The sequence below is a fragment of the Alsobacter metallidurans genome, assembly GCF_014636935.1.
Lineage (GTDB): Bacteria > Pseudomonadota > Alphaproteobacteria > Rhizobiales > Beijerinckiaceae > Alsobacter > Alsobacter metallidurans.
In genome coordinates this window covers 1,472,168-1,490,888 of the sequence record NZ_BMES01000001.1, presented here as the reverse complement: position 1 = coordinate 1,490,888, position 18,721 = coordinate 1,472,168, and the positions used below count along the sequence as shown (strand labels likewise).

General features: G+C 66.8%; 17 protein-coding genes. 3 read left to right on the top strand and 14 right to left on the bottom strand.

The genetic code is table 11. The features are described from left to right. Positions 1–44: 44 nt before the first annotated feature. From IEV99_RS06615 to IEV99_RS06600, 4 genes are all read right to left on the bottom strand, one after another. Complete coding sequence (locus tag IEV99_RS06615) at positions 45–1,682, bottom strand: ABC transporter ATP-binding protein (RefSeq protein WP_188516882.1); 1,638 nt, start codon at positions 1,680–1,682, stop codon at positions 45–47. 1 nt (position 1,683) lies between these two features. Next, complete coding sequence (locus tag IEV99_RS06610) at positions 1,684–2,448, bottom strand: ABC transporter permease (protein ID WP_188517683.1); 765 nt, start codon at positions 2,446–2,448, stop codon at positions 1,684–1,686. A 98-nt stretch (positions 2,449–2,546) separates the two neighbouring features. After that, positions 2,547–3,494 (bottom strand): ABC transporter permease, encoded by a 948-nt coding sequence (locus IEV99_RS06605; protein WP_188516881.1) that lies wholly within the window; start codon positions 3,492–3,494, stop codon positions 2,547–2,549. A gap of 25 nt (positions 3,495–3,519) precedes the next feature. After that, positions 3,520–5,028, bottom strand: a complete 1,509-nt coding sequence (locus IEV99_RS06600) for an ABC transporter substrate-binding protein (RefSeq protein WP_188516880.1) — start codon at positions 5,026–5,028, stop codon at positions 3,520–3,522. A 219-nt stretch (positions 5,029–5,247) separates the two neighbouring features. Between IEV99_RS06600 and IEV99_RS06595 the strand changes: the two genes are divergently transcribed. Further along, positions 5,248–6,015 carry an SDR family oxidoreductase gene (locus IEV99_RS06595; protein WP_188516879.1) on the top strand — a complete coding sequence of 256 codons (768 nt, stop codon included), beginning with the start codon at positions 5,248–5,250 and terminating at the stop codon, positions 6,013–6,015. 39 nt (positions 6,016–6,054) lie between these two features. Beyond that, a complete protein-coding gene (locus IEV99_RS06590) occupies positions 6,055–6,981 on the top strand; it encodes an SMP-30/gluconolactonase/LRE family protein (RefSeq protein ID WP_188516878.1) in 927 nt (308 codons plus the stop codon). A 20-nt stretch (positions 6,982–7,001) separates the two neighbouring features. Here the strand turns inward: IEV99_RS06590 and otnK are convergent, their stop codons facing one another. The 7 genes from otnK to IEV99_RS06555 form a co-directional block, all read right to left on the bottom strand. Further along, complete coding sequence (gene otnK / locus IEV99_RS06585; protein ID WP_188516877.1) at positions 7,002–8,267, bottom strand: 3-oxo-tetronate kinase; 1,266 nt, start codon at positions 8,265–8,267, stop codon at positions 7,002–7,004. Positions 8,268–8,331: 64 nt separating this feature from the next. Beyond that, positions 8,332–8,973, bottom strand: a complete 642-nt coding sequence (gene otnC, locus IEV99_RS06580; protein WP_188516876.1) for a 3-oxo-tetronate 4-phosphate decarboxylase — start codon at positions 8,971–8,973, stop codon at positions 8,332–8,334. 4 nt (positions 8,974–8,977) lie between these two features. Next, positions 8,978–9,778 carry a 5-deoxy-glucuronate isomerase gene (gene iolB, locus IEV99_RS06575; RefSeq protein WP_188516875.1) on the bottom strand — a complete coding sequence of 267 codons (801 nt, stop codon included), beginning with the start codon at positions 9,776–9,778 and terminating at the stop codon, positions 8,978–8,980. A gap of 25 nt (positions 9,779–9,803) precedes the next feature. After that, positions 9,804–10,703, bottom strand: a complete 900-nt coding sequence (iolE, locus tag IEV99_RS06570) for a myo-inosose-2 dehydratase (RefSeq protein WP_188516874.1) — start codon at positions 10,701–10,703, stop codon at positions 9,804–9,806. Between the two features lie 37 nt (positions 10,704–10,740). Beyond that, positions 10,741–12,591: a 3D-(3,5/4)-trihydroxycyclohexane-1,2-dione acylhydrolase (decyclizing) gene (iolD, locus tag IEV99_RS06565; RefSeq protein WP_188516873.1), complete on the bottom strand. Its 1,851-nt coding sequence runs from the start codon at positions 12,589–12,591 to the stop codon at positions 10,741–10,743. Continuing rightward, complete coding sequence (locus IEV99_RS06560; RefSeq protein WP_188516872.1) at positions 12,588–14,513, bottom strand: bifunctional 5-dehydro-2-deoxygluconokinase/5-dehydro-2-deoxyphosphogluconate aldolase; 1,926 nt, start codon at positions 14,511–14,513, stop codon at positions 12,588–12,590. Before IEV99_RS06560 ends, iolD begins: the two co-directional genes overlap by 4 nt. A 5-nt stretch (positions 14,514–14,518) precedes the next feature. Then, on the bottom strand, positions 14,519–15,343 hold the full coding sequence (locus IEV99_RS06555) for an SDR family oxidoreductase (protein ID WP_188516871.1): 825 nt from the start codon (positions 15,341–15,343) through the stop codon (positions 14,519–14,521). Positions 15,344–15,513: 170 nt separating this feature from the next. Between IEV99_RS06555 and iolG the strand changes: the two genes are divergently transcribed. Beyond that, entirely contained in the window at positions 15,514–16,503 is a 990-nt protein-coding gene (iolG, locus tag IEV99_RS06550) for an inositol 2-dehydrogenase (RefSeq protein ID WP_188516870.1), read from the top strand. Between the two features lie 2 nt (positions 16,504–16,505). Here the strand turns inward: iolG and uraD are convergent, their stop codons facing one another. From uraD to IEV99_RS06535, 3 genes are read right to left on the bottom strand one after another with little or no spacing between them, the layout of a single operon-like run. After that, positions 16,506–17,027, bottom strand: a complete 522-nt coding sequence (gene uraD / locus IEV99_RS06545) for a 2-oxo-4-hydroxy-4-carboxy-5-ureidoimidazoline decarboxylase (protein ID WP_188516869.1) — start codon at positions 17,025–17,027, stop codon at positions 16,506–16,508. Continuing rightward, entirely contained in the window at positions 17,024–18,205 is a 1,182-nt protein-coding gene (locus IEV99_RS06540) for a urate hydroxylase PuuD (protein ID WP_188516868.1), read from the bottom strand. Before IEV99_RS06540 ends, uraD begins: the two co-directional genes overlap by 4 nt. A gap of 27 nt (positions 18,206–18,232) precedes the next feature. Beyond that, the gene (locus tag IEV99_RS06535; RefSeq protein ID WP_188516867.1) at positions 18,233–18,712 is read right to left on the bottom strand and encodes a nucleoside deaminase; all 480 of its coding nucleotides are present in this window, start codon (positions 18,710–18,712) and stop codon (positions 18,233–18,235) included. Positions 18,713–18,721 lie beyond the last annotated feature (9 nt).

Here is an 18,721-nt window from a genome sequence, read left to right as displayed (position 1 = left end):
GATCCGCCGCGCCACTGGTTCGGACGACGCGCGGTTCCGGCCGCTTAGCAGCCGGCCGCATCGGGCAAGCTGGCGGCGGTTCGCTCGCTCAGGATCGCGTCGAGGTGGAGCGACGCTGCGACCAGCTCGCGCGTGTAGGGATGCTCCGGCGCGCCGAGAACCTTCGGGGTCGGACCCGCCTCCACGACTTTGCCGGCCCGCATCACCAGGACACGGTCCGTGATGGCGCGCACCACCGCGAGATCGTGCGAGATGAAGAGGTAGGTCAGGCCGAGTCGTTTCTGAAGTTCTGTGAGCAGCTTCAGCACCTGTGCACGCACCGAGACGTCGAGCGCCGACACGGGCTCGTCGAGCACGATCAGGTCCGGCCGCGTGATCAGCGCTCGGGCGATCGCCAGCCGCTGGCGCTGCCCTCCGGAGAACTCGTGCGGGTACTTGTCGGCGTCCGCGGGATCAAGGCCGACTTCGGTCAACGCTTCGTCCACGCGCCGTCGGGCGCTTTGGGGATCGCATTCCCGGCCGAGGAGGCGCAGCGGTTCGCCGACAATGCGGCCCGCTTTGTGCCTGGGATCGAAGGACCCATATGGATCCTGAAAGACCATCTGCACCCGGCGACGGAACGCGGCCATTTCGGCTCCACGAAGCTTCGACGTATCCTGGCCGGCAAACGCGATCGAGCCGCCCTGCACGGCCTCGAGCGCCAGGATCGCGCGGGCAGTGGTGGACTTCCCGCATCCCGACTCGCCGACGAGGCCGAGGCTCTCGCCCTTTGCAACAGTGAAGCTGACATTGTCGACGGCGAGCCGGCGCGGGGCCGCTCGGAACAGGCTGCGACGCGGCAGCGCGTAGGCGCGGACCAGGTTCTTGACCTCAAGGATCGGCCGAGAGGTCGGCGCAGCCGCCGACGTCACCCTCGGCGGCAGGCTGGATGCGTTCAGCAAGGCCTTCGCGTAAGGGTGCGTTATCGCCCCAGACAGGCCTCCTCCCCTGCCCTGCTCCACGATCTCGCCGGCTCGCATGATTGCGACCCGGTCCGCCATGGCGTTCACGACCGAGAGATCGTGCGTAATGAGTAAGAGGCTCGACCCATTTTCGCGGATGAGTTCCCGCAGCAGCTTCAGGATCTGCGCCTGCGTGGTGACGTCCAGCGCAGTGGTCGGCTCGTCTGCAATCAGGAGTGGTGGGGCCAGCGCTACCGCCATCGCGATCACGACTCGCTGACGCTGTCCGCCGGACAACTCGTGCGGGTATCGCCCCAGCGAGATCTCGGTTGCGGGCAGGCCGACACGCTCCAGAACAGCCTGAGCGCGGCGCGCGGCCTCCGCCCGGGTTAGGCGCAGATGCAGGACGAAGCCCTCGGCGACCTGATCGCCGACGGTCTTGAGCGGGTTCAGGGCCGTCATAGGCTCCTGGAAGATCATACCGACGCGGCGGCCCCGAATCCTGCACATGTCCGGTTCGGGAAGAGCGGCGAGGTCCTGCCCATCGAAACGGATCGAACCGTTTGTTTGGGCGCCCCGCGGCAGGAGGCGCATGACGCTGAGTGCGGTCATCGACTTGCCGGAGCCTGACTCGCCCACGAGGCCCAGAGTTTCGCCAGGCTCGATCGCCAGCGAGACGTCTTGCAGGATGAGCGCGCCGTTGATCGAGAGGCTGAGGCCCTGGATGTCGAGCAGCGCCACCTCAGCGTTCCCGGGCGAGGCGCGGATCGAAGATGTCCCGCAGGCCATCGCCCAGCAGGTTCAGGCCGAGCACGGTCACGATGATGGCGAAGCCGGGGATCAACGCCAGCCGCGGCGCGAGCCCCATGAGAGTTTGCGCCTCGTTCAGCATGCGGCCCCAACTCGGTGCGGGCGGCTGGACGCCAAGACCGACATAGGACAGCGCCGCTTCGGCGAGGATCCCCAGCGAGAGTTGGATGGTGGCCTGCACGATCACGAGACTGACCATGTTGGGCAGGATGTGCTCGACCGTGATGCGCACCAAGCCCTTGCCGGCGACGCGCGCCGCAAGCACAAAATCCCGAGTCCACAGAGGCAGAGCCGCCCCATAGGCTACGCGGGCGAAAACCGGGATGTTGAAGATGCCGATCGCCACGACGGCGTTGGTCGCGCCTGGGCCGAAGACCTCGCGCAGCATGATGGCAATGAGGAGCGCCGGAAACGCGAACACGAAGTCGCTGGCGCGCATGATCGCCTGGTCGGCGAAACCGCGTTGCTGGGCGGCCAGAAGGCCAAGCGGCACTCCGACGCCTGCGCCAAGGCCCACTGCGAAGATCGACACCGCGATTGACGTCACGGCGCCGCGCATGATCATCGCCAGCACGTCGCGGCCGAACTGGTCGGTCCCGAACCAGTGGGCCGTCGACGGAGGCTGAAATTTTGCCGGGATGTCGATCGCCGTCGGATCCCAGGGGGTCCAGTGAAGCGACACCGCCGCGATCGTCATGACGAGAGCGGTCAGCACTGCACCGGCAAGGAAACTCGGATGGCGCAGCGCGCGAAACTGCCATCCGTCAGCCGTGCGTGATGCGCCGAACGATACGCTCACCCCCGCCTCCGCAAGCGCGGGTCGACGGCCGCATAGGCGACGTCCACGAGAAAATTGACCACGATGACGCTGGCGACGAGGAGCATGACGACGCTCTTCACCACGATCAGGTCGCGCTGGTTGATGGCCTGGAAAACGAGGCGGCCGAGGCCCGGCAGGTAGAACACGTTCTCGATGATGATCGTCCCGGCCAGTAGAAACGAGAACTGGAGACCCATGATGGTGAGCACCGGGATCATGGCGTTGCGCAGCGCGTGGCGGCGCAAGGCCTGGCCGGCGCTCAACCCCTTGGCGCGGGCCGTGCGGACGTAATCATCCCCCAGCGTGTCCAGCAGCGAGGAACGCATGACGCGGGCGAGGATGGAGGCTTGTGGGAGCGCGAGCGCCACGGCGGGAAGGATCAACGCCCGCAGCGCCGGCCACGGCCCGGCGCTCCAGCCGGGGAAGCCGCCAGCCGGGAGCCATCGCAGCGTGATCGCAAACAACAGCGCCAGGAGCATAGCTAGCCAGAAGTTGGGCGCGGCAATGCCAATCTGCGTGGCCGCCATGACGCCGACGTCGACGGCGCTGTTGCGCCTCGCGGCCGCCCAGGCGCCGAGCGGGATGGCGATCAGCGTCGTCAGCGCCAGGGCGAACACGGCCAGCGGCAGGCTGACGGCGAGGCGGTCGCGGACAAGCTCTGCAACCGGCGTCGCGTAGGTGTAGCTGACGCCGAGGTCGCCGGTGACGAGGCCGGCAACCCAATGGAGATAACGTTCTGGCGCGGGCTGGTTCAGGCCCAGCTTGTCACGCAGCGCCGCCAGGGTATCGGGCCGCGCCTCCGTGCCGAGCATCACCTGCGCGGGGTCGCCCGGCAGGACCTCCAGTACGGTGAACACCAAGACGGTCGCGACCGCCAAGGTGACCAGAAGGGCGATCATGCGGCGAAGCGCAAAGCTCAGCATGGTGGGGGAGGCCTGGATCCCCGGCTCACCCTTTCCAGCTCACTTCGGTGAGGTCGTTGGCCGGGATGGGCGCGTTTTCCCACAGCCCCTGCAGGTCCGCGTTCCAGACGCCCGTCTTAGGCAGCATGAACAGAAACACGTTCACGGCGTCTTCGGCGATCCGTTCCTGCGCCTTGCGGTAGAGAGAGAGGCGTTTCTCCTGGTCTACGGTGGCGGCCAATTCCGCATAGATCGCCCGGTAGGCAGGGCTCTTGTAGTCAAAGTAGTAGTCGTCCCGGGCGTAGATATCGAGATCGAGCGGCTCGACATGCGAGATGATCGTCATGTCGAAGTTCTTGCCCTTGAACACGTCCGAGAGCCACTGGGCCCATTCCATCGGGACAATCTCAACATCGAGCCCCACCGCCTTGAGTTGCGCGGCGATGATCTGGCCGCTGCGCCGAGCGTAATCCGGCGGCGGGAGAACAAGGCGAAGCTTCGTGCCCTCGGCGACGCCCGCCTCCTTGAGCAGCGCCTTCGCCTTGGCGACATCGTGCGGGTATTTGCCGGTGAGGTCGACATAGCCGGCGTTCTGCGGCGCGAAGTGCGAGCCGATGGGCTTCGCCAGCCCGAACATGGCGCCGTCGATCACCAGCTTGCGATCCACCGCATGTGACACCGCGCGACGCACGCGCACGTCGTCGAAGGGCTTGCGGCCATTGTTCAGCGCGACGATCGTCTCGCCCTCGGTGGAACCGACCACGACCTTGAAGCGCGGGTCAGCGCGGAACTGGTCCAGCGTCTCGGGCGCGGGATAAAGCGGATAAGCGTCGATGTCCCCCGCCATCAGGGCCGCGAAGGAGGCAGACGCGTCGCCGATCACCTTGAACACGGCCTTCTCGATCTTGATCGGCGTTCCCCAGTAGCGATCGTTCTTGCCGAGCTCGACGCTTGAGCCCTTGGCCCAGTTCACGAACTTCATCGGGCCGGTGCCGATCGGCTTGGTCTTGGCGTCCGCCGCGGAAGTTGGCGACAGCATCACCGATGCGGGCCAGCCCAAGCCGAACAGAAAGTTGCCGGTCGGCTGCTTCAGGGTGACTTTCAGAGTCACGGGATCGACGGCCTCGACAGTCTCGATCGGCGCGAAGACGCCCTTTTGCGGGTTCACACTGTCCGGCGCCCTGGCACGGTCCAGGTTGTACTTGGCCACCGTTGCGTCGAAAGGCGCGCCGTCGTGAAAGGTCACGCCAGCGCGCAGCTTGAACGTATAAGTCTTGCCGTCCTCCGAGATCGTCCAGCTTTCGGCCAAAGCCGGCTTCGTCGCGCCAGTGCGATCGACTCGGGTCAGGCCCTCGAAGACGTTGGCGTAAACGATCTCGCCGATGGCCGCGGCCGCGCCCGCGGTGGGGTCGAGGTGAGGCGGCTCGAGGCGAACGCCGATGATCACGTCCTTGCGGGCTGCGGCGAGAACCGGGCCAGTCAGGCCGGCGATCGCTCCCGCCGCCAACAGAGTCGCAAGCGAGCCGCCAAGGAAAAGCCTGCGGTCGAACGTCATCGAAATCCCCTCTCGTGCAGGCCCGGCGCGTTTTGCATCGCGCAAGCCCGTTGGGGCGCATGCTAGTCCGATCCACGCTCCGGCGTCGAGGCCGACAAACGATGTCGGCAGCCGTGGAATGCGGAGCGCCTCCGCGGCCGAAGCCGTTGCTCCGTCGCAGGCATCCTCATACCGTGCGCATTAATCGACACTTTCGCCGCCTCATTTCCTGGAGCTTTGATGTCCCTTTCGCTGTTCGACCTTACCGGCCGCATTGCCCTGGTCACGGGCTCCAGCCAGGGGATCGGCTATGCCCTTGCGGCCGGCCTCGGCCGCGCAGGGGCGCGGGTAGTCCTGAATGGCCGCGATGCGGCCAAACTGGCGCAAGCTGTCGAAAGCCTCTCGAACGAGGGGCTGAACGCGTCAGCAAGCGTGTTCGACGTCACCGATCCGGCCGCCATCGAGGCCGCGGTGGCGCGCGTCGAGGCCGAGATTGGCCCGATCGACATTCTGATCAACAATGCCGGCAAGCAGCACCGGGCGCCCGCCGAAGACTTTCCGGACGACGCCTGGCGGGACATCTTCCGCACCAATGTGGACAGCGCGTTTTTTGCGTCCCGGTCGGTCGGCAAAAGAATGATCGAGCGCCGCAGCGGCAAGATCATCAACATCGGATCCGTGCAAAGCGAGCTCGGCCGCCCCACCATTGTGCCCTACACGGCCACGAAAGGCGCTGTGAAGCTGATGACGCGCGGCCTCGCCGCCGAATGGGCCAAGCACAACATCCAGGTCAACGCGATCGGGCCGGGCTATTTCGATACGCCGCTGAACGCCGCGCTGGTCAACAATCCCGAGTTCAGCGCCTGGCTGTGCGGGCGGACTCCCGCCGGGCGCTGGGGCAAGCTCGACGAGTTGGTCGGCGCGGCGATCTTTCTGGCCTCGTCGGCGTCCGACTTTGTGAACGGGCACATGCTGATGGTCGATGGAGGGCTGACCGCCTCGGTGTGATTTCGCAAAGTAAAAACAAGATCAGGGAGGGCTAGTACAATGACGAAAGAGATCCTGGATCCGGCTTACGAGGTGCTGGACCCGAGGGCCAAGGGCCTGTTCAACAAGACCGCCAAGCTCGAGCGTCTCTACGAAGGCTGCCGCTGGGCGGAGGGACCGGCTTATTTCCCGGCCGGGCGCTACCTGATCTGGTCGGACATCCCCAACAACCGGATCATGCGCTACGACGAGACCGACGGGAGCGTCTCGGTATTTCGCGAGCCGTCCAACAACACCAACGGCCACACGGTAGACCGCGAAGGACGGCTGGTCTCCTGTGAGCATCTCGGACGCCGGGTGTCGCGGACCGAGCATGACGGCAGCATCACAGTTCTGGCGGATCGGTGGAACGGCAAGCGCCTGAATTCACCAAACGACGTGGTGGTGAAGTCCGACGGATCGATCTGGTTCACCGACCCGGCCTACGGGATCGACTGGGACTACGAAGGCGCCCGGGCCGAAAGCGAGATCGGCGCATGCAATGTCTACCGGATCGACCCGGCGAGCGGCGCCGTGGACCTTGTGGCGGACGACTTCAAGCGTCCGAATGGGCTCGCCTTCTCGCCTGACGAGAGCAAGCTCTACATCGCCGACACGGGCGCCAGCCATTTCGAGAACGGTCCGCGGCACATCCGCGTGTTCAACGTCGAGGGCGGGCGGACGCTGAAGGGCGGCGAGATCTTCGCAACCTGCACGAACGGCATGTTCGATGGCTTCCGTTGCGACGAGGACGGCCGGATCTGGACGTCGGCGGCCGACGGCGTCCATGTCTACGACCCTGACGGCACGATGATCGCCAGGGTGCACGTGCCCGAGATCGTCGCGAATGTCTGCTTCGGCGCACTCCGGCGTAACCGCCTCTATATTTGTGGCACCACCTCGCTCTACGCCTATTACGTGCTGGTGCGCGGCGCGAAGACGTTTTGAGAGCAGGCTCTACAGCCCGCTCAGTCCAGCATCGCAAGAGCCTTGGTAAAGAAGTCCGGCGCGCCGAAATTGCCGGACTTCAGAGCCAAGGCCATGCTGGCGCCGTCCGCCGCAAGCGTCCACGGAACGCCGGGGTCGATCTCGGGGCCGATTTCGAGCATCGAGACGCCGAGCGCGCCGACAACCGCGCCGGAGGTTTCGCCGCCTGCCACGACGAGGCGTGTCACGCCAGCGGCCGCGAAGCCTTGCGCGACTTCGGCGAGCAGGCGCTCCACGAGCGCGCCGGCTGCGTCACGGCCGAGCTTATCCTGCGCGGCCTTCACGGCCTCCGGTTCGGCGGTCGAATAGACGAGCACGGGACGCGCCCCGAGGCGTGGCCCCGCCCAGTCGAGAACGTGGTCGGGAGTGAGCCGGCCGGCCGCGATCGCCACGGGATCAAGCGCGAAGGTCTCGACGCCCTTCGACACGGCGTCCGCGACCTGCCCGCGCGTGGCGGCCGAGCAGCTTCCGGCCAGGATCGCGGTTTTGCCGGCTGGGGCGTGGAAGGGACGCGGCGCGCCCTTGGGCTCGAGCAGGCCGGCGCGGCGGAAATTGTCCGGCAATCCGAGCGCGATGCCGGAGCCGCCGGTCAGCAGCTTCTCGCCCGCGAAAGCCTCGCCGAGCACACGCAGGTGCGCATCCAAGATCGCGTCGCCGATTGCGATGCAGGGCGCTTCGGCGGCCAGCGACTCGAAAGCCTTTCTGGTGGCGGCCGCGCCTTGCTCGATCGTCGACACCGTGACGAGCCCGACCTTCACGGCCGTCTGGCGCTGCAGCACGCGGACCAAGTTGGAGTCGCGCATTGGCGTGAGCGGATGGTCCTTCATCGGGCTATCCGACAAAAGCTGCGCGCCGACGAATAGGTGCCCCTGGTAAACTGAGCGGCCATTCGCCGGGAAGGCCGGGCACGCCACGGTCCAACCGACCCCCAGCCGCTTCATGAGCGCTTCGGCGACCGGGCCGATATTTCCGGCGTCGGTGGAATCGAATGTCGAGCAGTACTTGAACAGGATCTGCCTGGCCCCGGCGCCCAGCAGGGCGTCGCACGCGGCGAGCGACCAGTCCACTGCCTCGGCGGCTGGGTTGGTCCGCGACTTCATCGACACAACGACGGCGTCCGCTTCCGGCAGAGCTTGCGCGGAAGCCGGCACACCGACCGTCTGCACGACCCGCATGCCCTCACGAGCCAGCATGAGTGCGACGTCCGTCGCTCCCGTCAGGTCGTCAGCGATCACTCCGAGCAGCATGGCCGTTTCCTTCTGGGGGTTTTGTTCGGCCACCTTGTCGCGTTCGGGCGCGCAAGGAAAGGCTTCACCAACGCGCCGCGAAAGCCTCGCGCAGGTCATCGATATCCCGCTCGCCAAGCGGCGGCAGACAGGCCCCGCGCGTCAGAATGACGAGCTTCGCGGTCTCCTCGGCTTCCTCCAGGGCGGCCGACGCCGCCGAGACGTTCTCATGCCAGAAGGTCGGGCCGACCCGGGCCAGCATCACGCCTCGGCAATGCGGGACATGCGGCGTCACGAGGTCGACCACCTCGGGCGCGCCCGGGCGACGGTACGGGATCAGCGGCACGCGCCCGGCCTTCATGACATGGTAGGGCGTGAGAGGCGGCAGCATGTTGCGGGAGTCGACGCCAGGCGTCAGCGACAGCGCGACGAGATGAGTTGAATGCGTGTGGACCACACCGCCCAGCGCCTGGTCGGCCTCGTATATGGCCCTGTGCAGCCTGATCGTCTTGGAAGCGCGATCGCCCGAAATTTGCTCGCCATTACGATCGAGCTTCGATAGCCGGGCCGGATCAAGGAAGCCCAGGCAGGCGTCCGTCGGGGTGATCAGGAAGCCATCCGACAGCCGGGCCGAAATGTTGCCCGCAGCCCCCACCGTATAGCCGCGCGCGAAGAGGCTGGCTCCCACGCGGCAGATTTCCTCGCGCAGGCGGCTTTCGTCCGACATCGGTTCACCAGGTCAGGAAGGTCAGTTCCGGCGACATGGTGAACTTCCACTGGCGCACCGGGCCGGCCATGACGTTGAGGTAAAACAGGTCTATGCCATGCGGCGCGCCCACGGGGTGATAGCCCTTGGGCACCAGCACGACGTCACCATCGGACACCGCCATTGTCTCGTCCAGCGAGCGATCGTCGGTATAGACGCGCTGCAGGGCGAAGCCGCCGGGCTGAGCCAGCCGGTGATAATAGGTCTCCTCCAGATAGGTTTCGCGCGGGAAGTCGTCCATGTCATGCTTGTGCGGCGGGTAACTGGACCAGTGGCCGCCCGGCGTGATGACCTCGACCACCAGCAGGCTTTCGGCATGGGGCGACACGTCCGGCAGAATGTTGCGCACGTGCCGGACATTCGTTCCCTTCCCGCGCGTCTCCAGCCCGACGTCTTGAGGTGGGATCACCCTTGCGTGGAGACGCCCTTCAGCCGGCGCCTTGCAGACCGCCAGTTCGCAATCCGTTTCGGCCGTCGCCGCCCAACCGGATCGGCCCGGAACATAGAGCGACCACGGCGCGCCCTCGAAAGGGCTGGACCGCTCGCCGATGACGCCAAACTCCTTTCCGCCGGCCGATACGCGCGCCTTGCCGGACAGGAGCACGAGGCAGTGCTCTTCTCCGCCAGTGGATTGCTGCGCGGCCTGCCCGGCCTTCAGGCGGAACACGTCGAAACCCACATAGCGCCAGCCGGCGCTGGCGGGTGTGATTCGATGCACCGCTCCCCCGGCATCGGGCGCGGACGGGCGAACAAGGAGGTGCGGCATGTCCTGAACTCCGTGCGAATGCAGACTAGCTCAGTCCGGCTTCCTTGAGCGCCGATCGCAGGTGCGCGACGCCCCGCTTGGCGTATTGCAGCGGATTGGCCTTTTCGGGGTCCTGCTCGGCCTCGACCACCACCCAGCCGGAATAGCCGGGCAGCGCCTTGAACACCGAGGCGTAGTCCACCATCCCGTCGCCCGGGACGGTGTAGACGCCGAGTTCAGAGCCCTCGCCGAGCACGGCGTCGAGGAAGCTCCAGCCCTTCGCGCGGGCTTTCTCCATGATTGGCTTGCGGACGTCCTTGGCGTGGACATGGCTGATGCGGTCGCGGTAACGGCGGGCGAGGTCCGCCGGATCGGCGCCGCCCCAGGTCGCATGCCCGGTGTCGAGCAGCAGGTGCGCCGCTTCTCCGGTGGACGCCATGAAGGCGTCGATGTCGGCGCCGGTCTCCACGATCGTGCCCATGTGGTGATGATACACGAGCCGCACGCCTTCGGCCCAGGTGCGCTCGGCCACCTGCGTGATGCGGCGACCGAACTCGGCCCAGTCGCCTTGCCTCATCACTGGGCGGTGCGACAGCGGCTTGGCGCGATCCCCGTGTATGGCGTTGGAGGTTTCGGCGAAGACCAGCACGTTCGAGCCCATCGCCTTGAGCAGGTCGAGATGCGGCCTGAGATGGCGCATTTCCTCGTCGGCGTCGCGCTTCAACAATTCGGCCGAATACCAGCCCGAGATGCACGCCATGCCGAAGGGCGCCAGCGCGGCCTTGAGAGCGCCCGGCTCACGCGGGAACTTGTGGCCCAACTCCATGCCCTCGAAACCGGCCTCGCGCGCTTCGGCCAAGCAGGTTTCGAGCGGGGTCGCGCCGCCGACGTCCTGGAGGTCGTCGTTCGACCAGCCGATGGGGTTGGCGCCGATGCGGATGGGCATTCGTGTCTCCTAGAGCAGTTTGGCGCTGGCGCCGTGTTCAGTTGAGCGACCCACGGCGAACCAGGGCCTCTTCGTAGCGCTTGCGCGCCTCGCGAACCTCGGCTCGCTCAGACGTTTCCGGCACCGCGACGTCCCACCACCAGCCACCCGCATCCGTGGACGCGAGCGGATCGGTGTCGATCACGACGGCCGAAACGCCCGGCCGGCCGCGCGCCGCCTTGAGCGCGGTCTCCAGTTCGGCGAGGCTCGCAACCTTCTCGGCATGAGTCCCGAGGGCGCGGGCATGTGCGGCAAAATCAATCGCCGGCAGAGTCTCGTGACGGGTGTCGCGCAAAAGATTGTTGAAGCTCTCGCCCCCGGTCGCGCGCTGCAAGCGATTGATGCAGCCGAAGCCTCTGTTGTCGAGGATCACCACCGTCATCCCGACGCCGAGCATGGCCGCTGAAGCAAGTTCCGAGTTCATCATTAGGTACGAGCCGTCGCCGACCATCACGGTGACCCGTCGATCCGGGCAGGCCATCGCGACGCCAAGTCCGCCGGCAATTTCATAGCCCATGCACGAGAAGCCGTATTCCATGTGGTAGCCGCCGGGCTGGGCGGCGCGCCAGAGCTTGTGCAGTTCGCCGGGCAGGCCACCGGCCGCGCAGACTACGATGTCCGAAGCCTCGCCGGCGCGCTGCACCGCTCCGATCACCTGGGCGTCGCTCGGCAGGTCGGCGTTGGTCGGTGCGGTGTAGCTCGCCGCCGTCCCGGTCCATTTCGCCTTTTCGGCATCGGTCCGCTCGCGCCAGGCCGCTGGAGCCTTACGCGCGCCCAAAGCCGCGTCGAGTTCCTCCAGGCCGGCGCGCGCGTCCGCGACGAGTGACAGCGCGCCCTGCTTCGCGGCGTCGAAGGGCTGCGTGTTGAGGCCGATGATGCGCCGGTCTGGGTTGCCGAACAGGCTCCAGGATCCAGTTGTGAAATCCTGCAGGCGCGTGCCCACGGCCAGGATCACGTCCGCGTCCTGCGCGAGCGCGTTGGCCGCGCCCGTTCCGGTGACGCCGACGGCGCCGACGTTGAGCGGGTGTCCATCCGGCAGAGTGCTCTTGCCGGCCTGCGTCTCGACCACCGGGTAGCCGTGCGCTTCGCAGAACGTCCTAAGGCGGTCTTCCGCCTCACTGAAGAGCACGCCGCCGCCGGCGATCACGAGCGGCTTTTCAGCCTTGGCGAGGATTGCGGCGGCCTGCTCCAGCTCGTTCCCGTCCGGCCTCGGGCGACGGGGCGTCCAGATGCGCTCGGCGAAGAAGCTTGCGGGGTAATCGAACGCCTCCGTCTGCGTGTCCTGGCACAGCGCCAGGGTGACGGGGCCGCAATCGGCCGGGTCGGTCAGGACCTGCATGGCGCGAGCGAAGGCCGGGATCATCTGTTCGGGGCGGGAGAGTCGATCGAAGTAGCGCGAAACGGGTCGAAAGCAGTCGTTGGCCGACACGGTGCCGTCGGCGAAATCCTCGATCTGCTGCAGCACAGGATCGGGCCGGCGTGTGGCGAACACGTCGCCCGGCAGGAGCAGAACCGGCAGGCGGTTTACATGCGCGACCGCGGCTGCCGTCACCATGTTGGTGGCGCCAGGCCCGATCGACGTTGTGCAGGCCATCATGCGCCGGCGACGCGAAGCCTTGGCGAAGGCGACCGCAGCATGCGCCATTCCCTGCTCGTTGTGCGCGCGGAACGTCGGCAGCTGCTCCCGCACGCCATAGAGCGCCTCGCCCATGCCGGCGACATTGCCATGGCCGAAGATGGCCCACATGCCGGCAAAGAGCGGCAGCGTCTTGTCCCCGATCTGTGTCTTTTGGGCCGCCATGGCGCAAACGAGCGCCTGCGCCATGGTGAGGCGGATCGTCTTGCTCATGCTGCGCTCCCCTGCGCGCCGGTCGCGTCGTCCCAAGCGGCGACCAGGCGGCGGAAGTTGCCCGCCATGGCGCTCACCGCGCCCTCGTCGTCCAGGCGTCCGGCCAGCCACGCGCGCGCCGGCTCGGCGAAGATGGTTCGTCCTATGGCGAACCCCTTCACGGCAGGGCATTGCGCCGCCAACGCGAAGGCCCTCGCGAGTTCGTCCTCGGGCGCATCGAGCCCCAACAGCAGCACGCCGCGGCAGAGTTGATCATTGTTCTCGATCGCGGCTGCGATTGCCCACCATGCGGCCGCGGTCGGCTGCGCCTCCAGCTTCCACCAGTCGGGCTTGATCCCCAGCGCGTAAAGGCGGCGAATGATCGAGGCGGTCGTATCGTCGCTGACAGGGCCGTGCCTGGACGCGATGATCTCCACCAGCAGTTCGCGCCCGACGCTGCGGCACGCGTCGAAGACACGCCGTAATTCGCGTTCCTGGTCGCGCTTCAAATCGTCCGCGTCATCCGGATGGTAGAAGCACAGCACCTTGGCGGTGTGGGTGACGGGCCATTCTGCGAGCGCCGCGCCGAGCGAGGTGTGGCCCTCGATCTCCAGGCGAAGCGGGCGGGAGCCAGGTTGCTCCAGCGGGCGGGCGACCCAGAAATCGTGGTCGACCGCTCGAAACAGCGCCTCGCGGCCATAGGTCCCGTCGAGCAGCATGCCATAACCGGCGGCCCCTCGCGCCACCGAGGCGGCGGCCTTCACGGCCAACGCCTTGAACTGCTCGATCCGTTGGCGCGGAGCCCCGGCGCGGTCCGCTATCTCTTCAAGCTGCGAGCGATGGTCGATCGCGAAGGCCTTCAGCGTTCCGGCCTGGGGACGACGCGTGGTCGACCAATGAACCTGGTTCAACGCCTCGTCCTTGCGCAGGGCGCGATACGGCGAGCCATGCTGGAGGAAGTGCTGCAATTCCGGCCAGGTCGGGTATTCGGACGAGCACATCAGGCGTGAGACCGCGAACGCCCCGCAGGCGTTGGCCCAGGCGCAGGTCGTCTCGAGCGGCTGGTCAGTGAGCCATCCCCTGAGAAAGCCGCCCATGAAGCCGTCGCCGGCGCCGAGCACGTTGAAGACTTCGACCGGGTAGCCGGGCCCCTTGATCCCATCCTCGATGTCGTCCGGGATCGCGCCGGGGAACACCACGCAGCCCATCGGGCCGCGCTTGCAGACGATGGTGGCCGCCGACACCTGCCGGATGGTCCGGATCGCCTCCAACGTATCCGTCGAGCCGCCGGCGATATGCAGTTCCTCCTCGGTGCCAACGACGAGGTCGCAGCTCGGCAAGATTTCCATGAGGTGGCGCGTCACCTGGTCGGAGCCGATGTAGCGCTCCTCGCCAGCGCCGTGGCCGGCCAGGCCCCAGAGATTGGGGCGATAGTCGATGTCGAACGCGACCTTCCGTCCATGTTTGCGGGCCAGCCGCATGGCCTTGCGCTGGGCTGCGTCCGTGTTCGGCCTGGAAAAATGTGTGCCCGTCACGACGATAGCCTTGGCGGAGGCGATGTAGTTTTCGTCGATGTCGCTCTCGTCGAGCGCGCCGTCTGCGCAATCGGTCCGGTAGAAGATCAGCGGGAAGCTCTTGTCATCCCGGATGCCGAGGATCACCAGCGCGGTGAGGCGGTCAGGATCGGTATGCACACCGTTTGTGTCGACGCCCTCGCGTTCGAGTTGTTCACGCAGGAAACGGCCCATGTGTTCGTCGCCGACCCGCGTGATGAGGCCGGGCTTCAGGCCCAGCCGCGCGGCGCCGATCGCCATGTTGGTTGGGCTGCCGCCCACCGCTTTGACGAAATTGCCCATGTCCTCCAAACGGCCGCCAACCTGCTGGCCGTAGAGGTCCACTGAAGAGCGGCCGATCGTGATCACGTCGAGAGTGGGTTCGGCCATGGCGCTCACGCCGGCTTGTTGGGTCGGGGAGCGCTCTCCCAGCAGCCGAGCACCGACTGGTCGAGGTCGATGTTGGCGCCGGTCATCAATCCGGCTTCGTCGGACGCCAGGAACACGGTGGCGCGCGCCACTTCGTCGGGGTCTACAAGGCGGCCGAAGGGCTGGGTCGCAACGGCCTTCTCGAGCCAGCCATCCTGCGCACCGTGATACTTGCGCGCTATCGCGTCCTCGCCGGGCGTATTCATCCAGCCGATATTCAGGCCGTTGACCCGGATCCGCCACGGCATCAGCGAGAAGGCCGCGTTTTTGGTCAACGTCGCCAGCGCGCCCTTGGACACGCTGTAGGCGCAGATGAAGGGCTGCCCCCCATGGGCCGACATCGACTGGATGTTGACGATGGCGCCCTCGATCCCGTCGCGGCGCATCAGCGTGGCGGCGCCCTGGATCAGGAAGAACGGCGCCTTGAGGTTCACGTCCATCAGGCGGTCGTAGAGCTCGGGCGACGTGTCGAAGATGGTGCCACGGTCCGTGTCCCCGGCCGCATTCACGAGGATGTCGACACGGCCGAACGCCTCGTCGGCGGCGGGGATGATGCGGGCGACCTCGTCGTGGTTGGCGAGGTCGGCCTGCACGAACACGGCCTTGCAGCCGCTCGCCGCGAGCGAGTCGGCCACGCGCTTGCCGCGCTCGGCGTTGCGCCCGGTCAGGACCACGCCGGCCGCGCCCGCGGCCGCGATGTGGCGCGCGATCGCCTCGCCAAGGCCCTGCGTGCCGCCCGTGACGACGGCGACCTTGCCGGACAGGCGGTTTGAACGGGGCGCTTCGGGCATCGCATCCTCCTCGTCCGCCGTGCGGACCAGCCAGCCTTGATCGGCTGCTTGGCGCGATGAAACGGAAATTCGAATGGCGCGTCAATTCGGAATATGTATTCTGGCGCGCGATCCACGGCTGCGGCAAACGCGGCCCACAAAGCCTCGATTCCCCAACGGAGGAACCCGGTATGCTGCGCGTAGGTCTTCTCGGCGCCGGCCGCATCGGCCGTATTCACGGCGGCAACGTGGCCGCTCATCCGAAGGCGCAGTTGGTGGCGGTGGCCGACGCCGTTCTGGAGGCGAGCCAGACCATCGCGGCCGAGACCAACGCCACCGTGGCGACGATTGACGGCATCATCGATGACGACAAGATCGATGCCGTGCTGATCTGCACGCCGACCGACATGCATGCCGACTTGATCGAGCGCGCCGCAAAGGCCGGCAAGGCCGTGTTTTGCGAAAAGCCTGTTGATCTCGCAGCCGACCGCATCCGCGCCTGCCTCAGGGTTGTCGAGGACGCCGGAACGCCGCTGATGATCGGCTTCAACCGGCGGTTCGATCCAAACTTCGCTGCGCTGAAGCGCCGCCTCGTCGAGGGCGAGGTCGGGGCGATCGAGATCGTCACCGTGATCTCACGCGACCCCGCCCCTCCCCCGGTCGACTACGTGAAGCGCTCGGGCGGACTCTTTCGCGACATGATGATCCACGATCTCGACATGGCGGCGTTCCTGCTCGGAGAGGATCCGGTCGAGGTCTACGCGGTCGGCTCGGCGCTGGTCGACAAGGCGATCGGCGAAGCCGGCGACGTAGACACCGCCGCCGTGATCCTGAAGACGGCCTCGGGCAAGATCGCGCAGATTTCCAACTCCCGCCGCGCCGCCTACGGGTACGACCAGCGGATCGAGGTGCACGGCTCCAAGGGCATGATCCGAGCCGGCAACGTGCACGAGACGACCGTCGAGAGCGCCACCGCGACCGGCTTCCGGGCCGATCCGGTCCAGAACTTTTTTCTGGAGCGCTATGCGGCCGCCTATCGGCTGGAGCTCGACGCGTTTCTTGGCGCAGTGGCCGACGGAAAGGCGCCCGACCCGTCGGGCGCCGACGGACTGCGGGCGCAGATCCTGGCCGACGCGGCAACCGAATCGGCACAAAGCGGGCGGCCCGTCAGGGTCGGGTGAAGCTAGCCCGCCACCTTCTCTTCGAGCCTGAAGCGGACAATCCGCAGCACCTGCGCAAGCGCGGTCATGCGCTCCTCGACCAGAGCGCCGCCAATGCGGCTCTCGAAGCTGGCTAGAATGTGGTGCTTGGTCGCGCCTTTCACGGCCAGGATGAAGGGAATCCCGAAGCGCGCCCTGTACGCGTCATTTAGCGCTGTAAACCGCGCGAATTCATCGGCGGTAAGAGTGTCCAACCCAGCGCCGGCCTGCTCGCGCGTGCTTTCGGCCGTCAGTTCACCGGCCAGCGCCGCCCGACCAGCGAGGTCAGGATGGGCCCTTAGCAACGCGGTCTGCTCGGTCTCGCCGGCGCTCGCGATTGCGCGCTGGAAGGCGTCCACCATCGCGGAGCGGGTCGCGAAAGGGCGCGACCCGGCGGCGCGTTCGGCGACCCACGGCGCATGCTCGGCAATCCCGCCGAACACCTGGGTGAAACGCGCGGTCGTGAGCGCGTTGACGTCGTCGATCGACAGGACCGCGCCGGTCACGGCTGCGCCAACCAGGCGCCCAGCCGCGCGCGCTCATCGTCGGTCATCTTGGTTTCGTTGCCGAGCGGCATTGCGCGTCCCTGCACGGCCTGGGCGTTCACCTGGGCGGCATGCCGGCGGATATTTGCGACCGTATCCAGCATGACGCCCTTGGGCGGCTCGCCCCCCCGGAACGCTTCGTGCGTCGGCTTGGCCGCATGGCACATCGCGCAATGCGTCTGCGTGATCTTGAGCGCGTCCGCATCCGTGACGCCGGCCGGGTACGCGGCGCCGCGCGGCGCGGTCCAGACAATTGCGGCCGCCATCGCAACCGCTGCGGCCGGAAGGGCCCATGCGACCGTTTTCGGCTCATCCCCGGCATCGACCCGGTTCAGGAAATGCCGCACGAGCCCGCCCGTCAGCACGATCAAGGCGACGACCAGCCAGGATTGTGGATGCGAGTACAGGAACGCGTAGTGATTCGAGACCATGAACAGGAGTACGGGCAGCGTCAGGTAGTTGTTGTGAAGCGAGCGCTGCTTGCCGATCTTGCCGTAACGCGGGTCCGGCGTGCGGCCGGCCAGAAGGTCGGCCGTGATGATCTTCTGGTTCGGGATGATCACCGCGAAGACGTTCGCGGCCATGATAGTTCCGACCATCGCGCCCACATGAATGAAAGCGCCGCGGCCCGAGAACACGTGCGTGAACACAAAGGCGGCGCCGACAATCAGCGCGAAGACGCTCAGCGCGAGCAATTCGGTCCTGTCGCGCAAGGGCGACCGGCAGAGCGCATCATAAGCGAACCAGCCGGCGCCGAGCGTCAGCACCGAAATGATGACGGCCTCCGCGCCCGACATGTCAAGCACTGCCGGGTCCACCAGGAAGGCGCTGGCGTTCCAATAATATTGCATCACCAGCAGTCCGAAGCCGGACAGGAAAGTGAGATAGGCCTCCCATTTGAACCAGTGCAGGTCCGGCGGCAGGGTGGCGGGCGCGACCCCGTATTTCTCGACATGGTAGAAGCCGCCGCCGTGCACCATCCACGAGGTGCCAGACACGCCTTCGTTCATCCGCTCGCGGGCGCGCAGGCTAAAATCGAGCCAGATGAAGTGAAAGCTGGCTCCAATCCAGGCGATACCCACGACGAGGTGGAACCACCTCAAGCCAAGATTGATCCAATCGACCGCGAATGCGCCCATGACGCCGTGCCCCCGCCCCTGCGTCCGTCAGTATTCGATCTTGTCCGGCTTCGCCATCCAGGCCGCGAAGGCCGCGGTCGCCTCGGCCGTCGGCCGATGCTCCATCGCGATGGCGCGCTCGGCCGGCGGCTTCGGCATCTCGTCATAGATGAAGGCGTCGTCGAAACCGATGGCGGCGGCCTCGTCGCGCGTGTTCGCGTAGACGATGCGGGAAATGCGTGCCCAATAAGCTGATGCGAGGCACATCGGACAAGGCTCGCAGCTGGTGTAGAGGGTGGCTCCGGCGAGGCTGAAATCACCAACGGCCTGGCACGCGCGCCGGATCGCGGTCACTTCCGCATGGGCGGTGGGGTCGTTTGTGGACGTGACCTCGTTCCAGCCTTCCGCGAGCACGGCGCCGTCCCGAACGATCACGGCCCCGAATGGGCCGCCGAGATTGGCTTCCATGCGCTCACGCGAGAGCGCGACGGCTCGTCCGAGGTGAGCAAGATCGTCTTGGGCAATCATCTGCGGTCC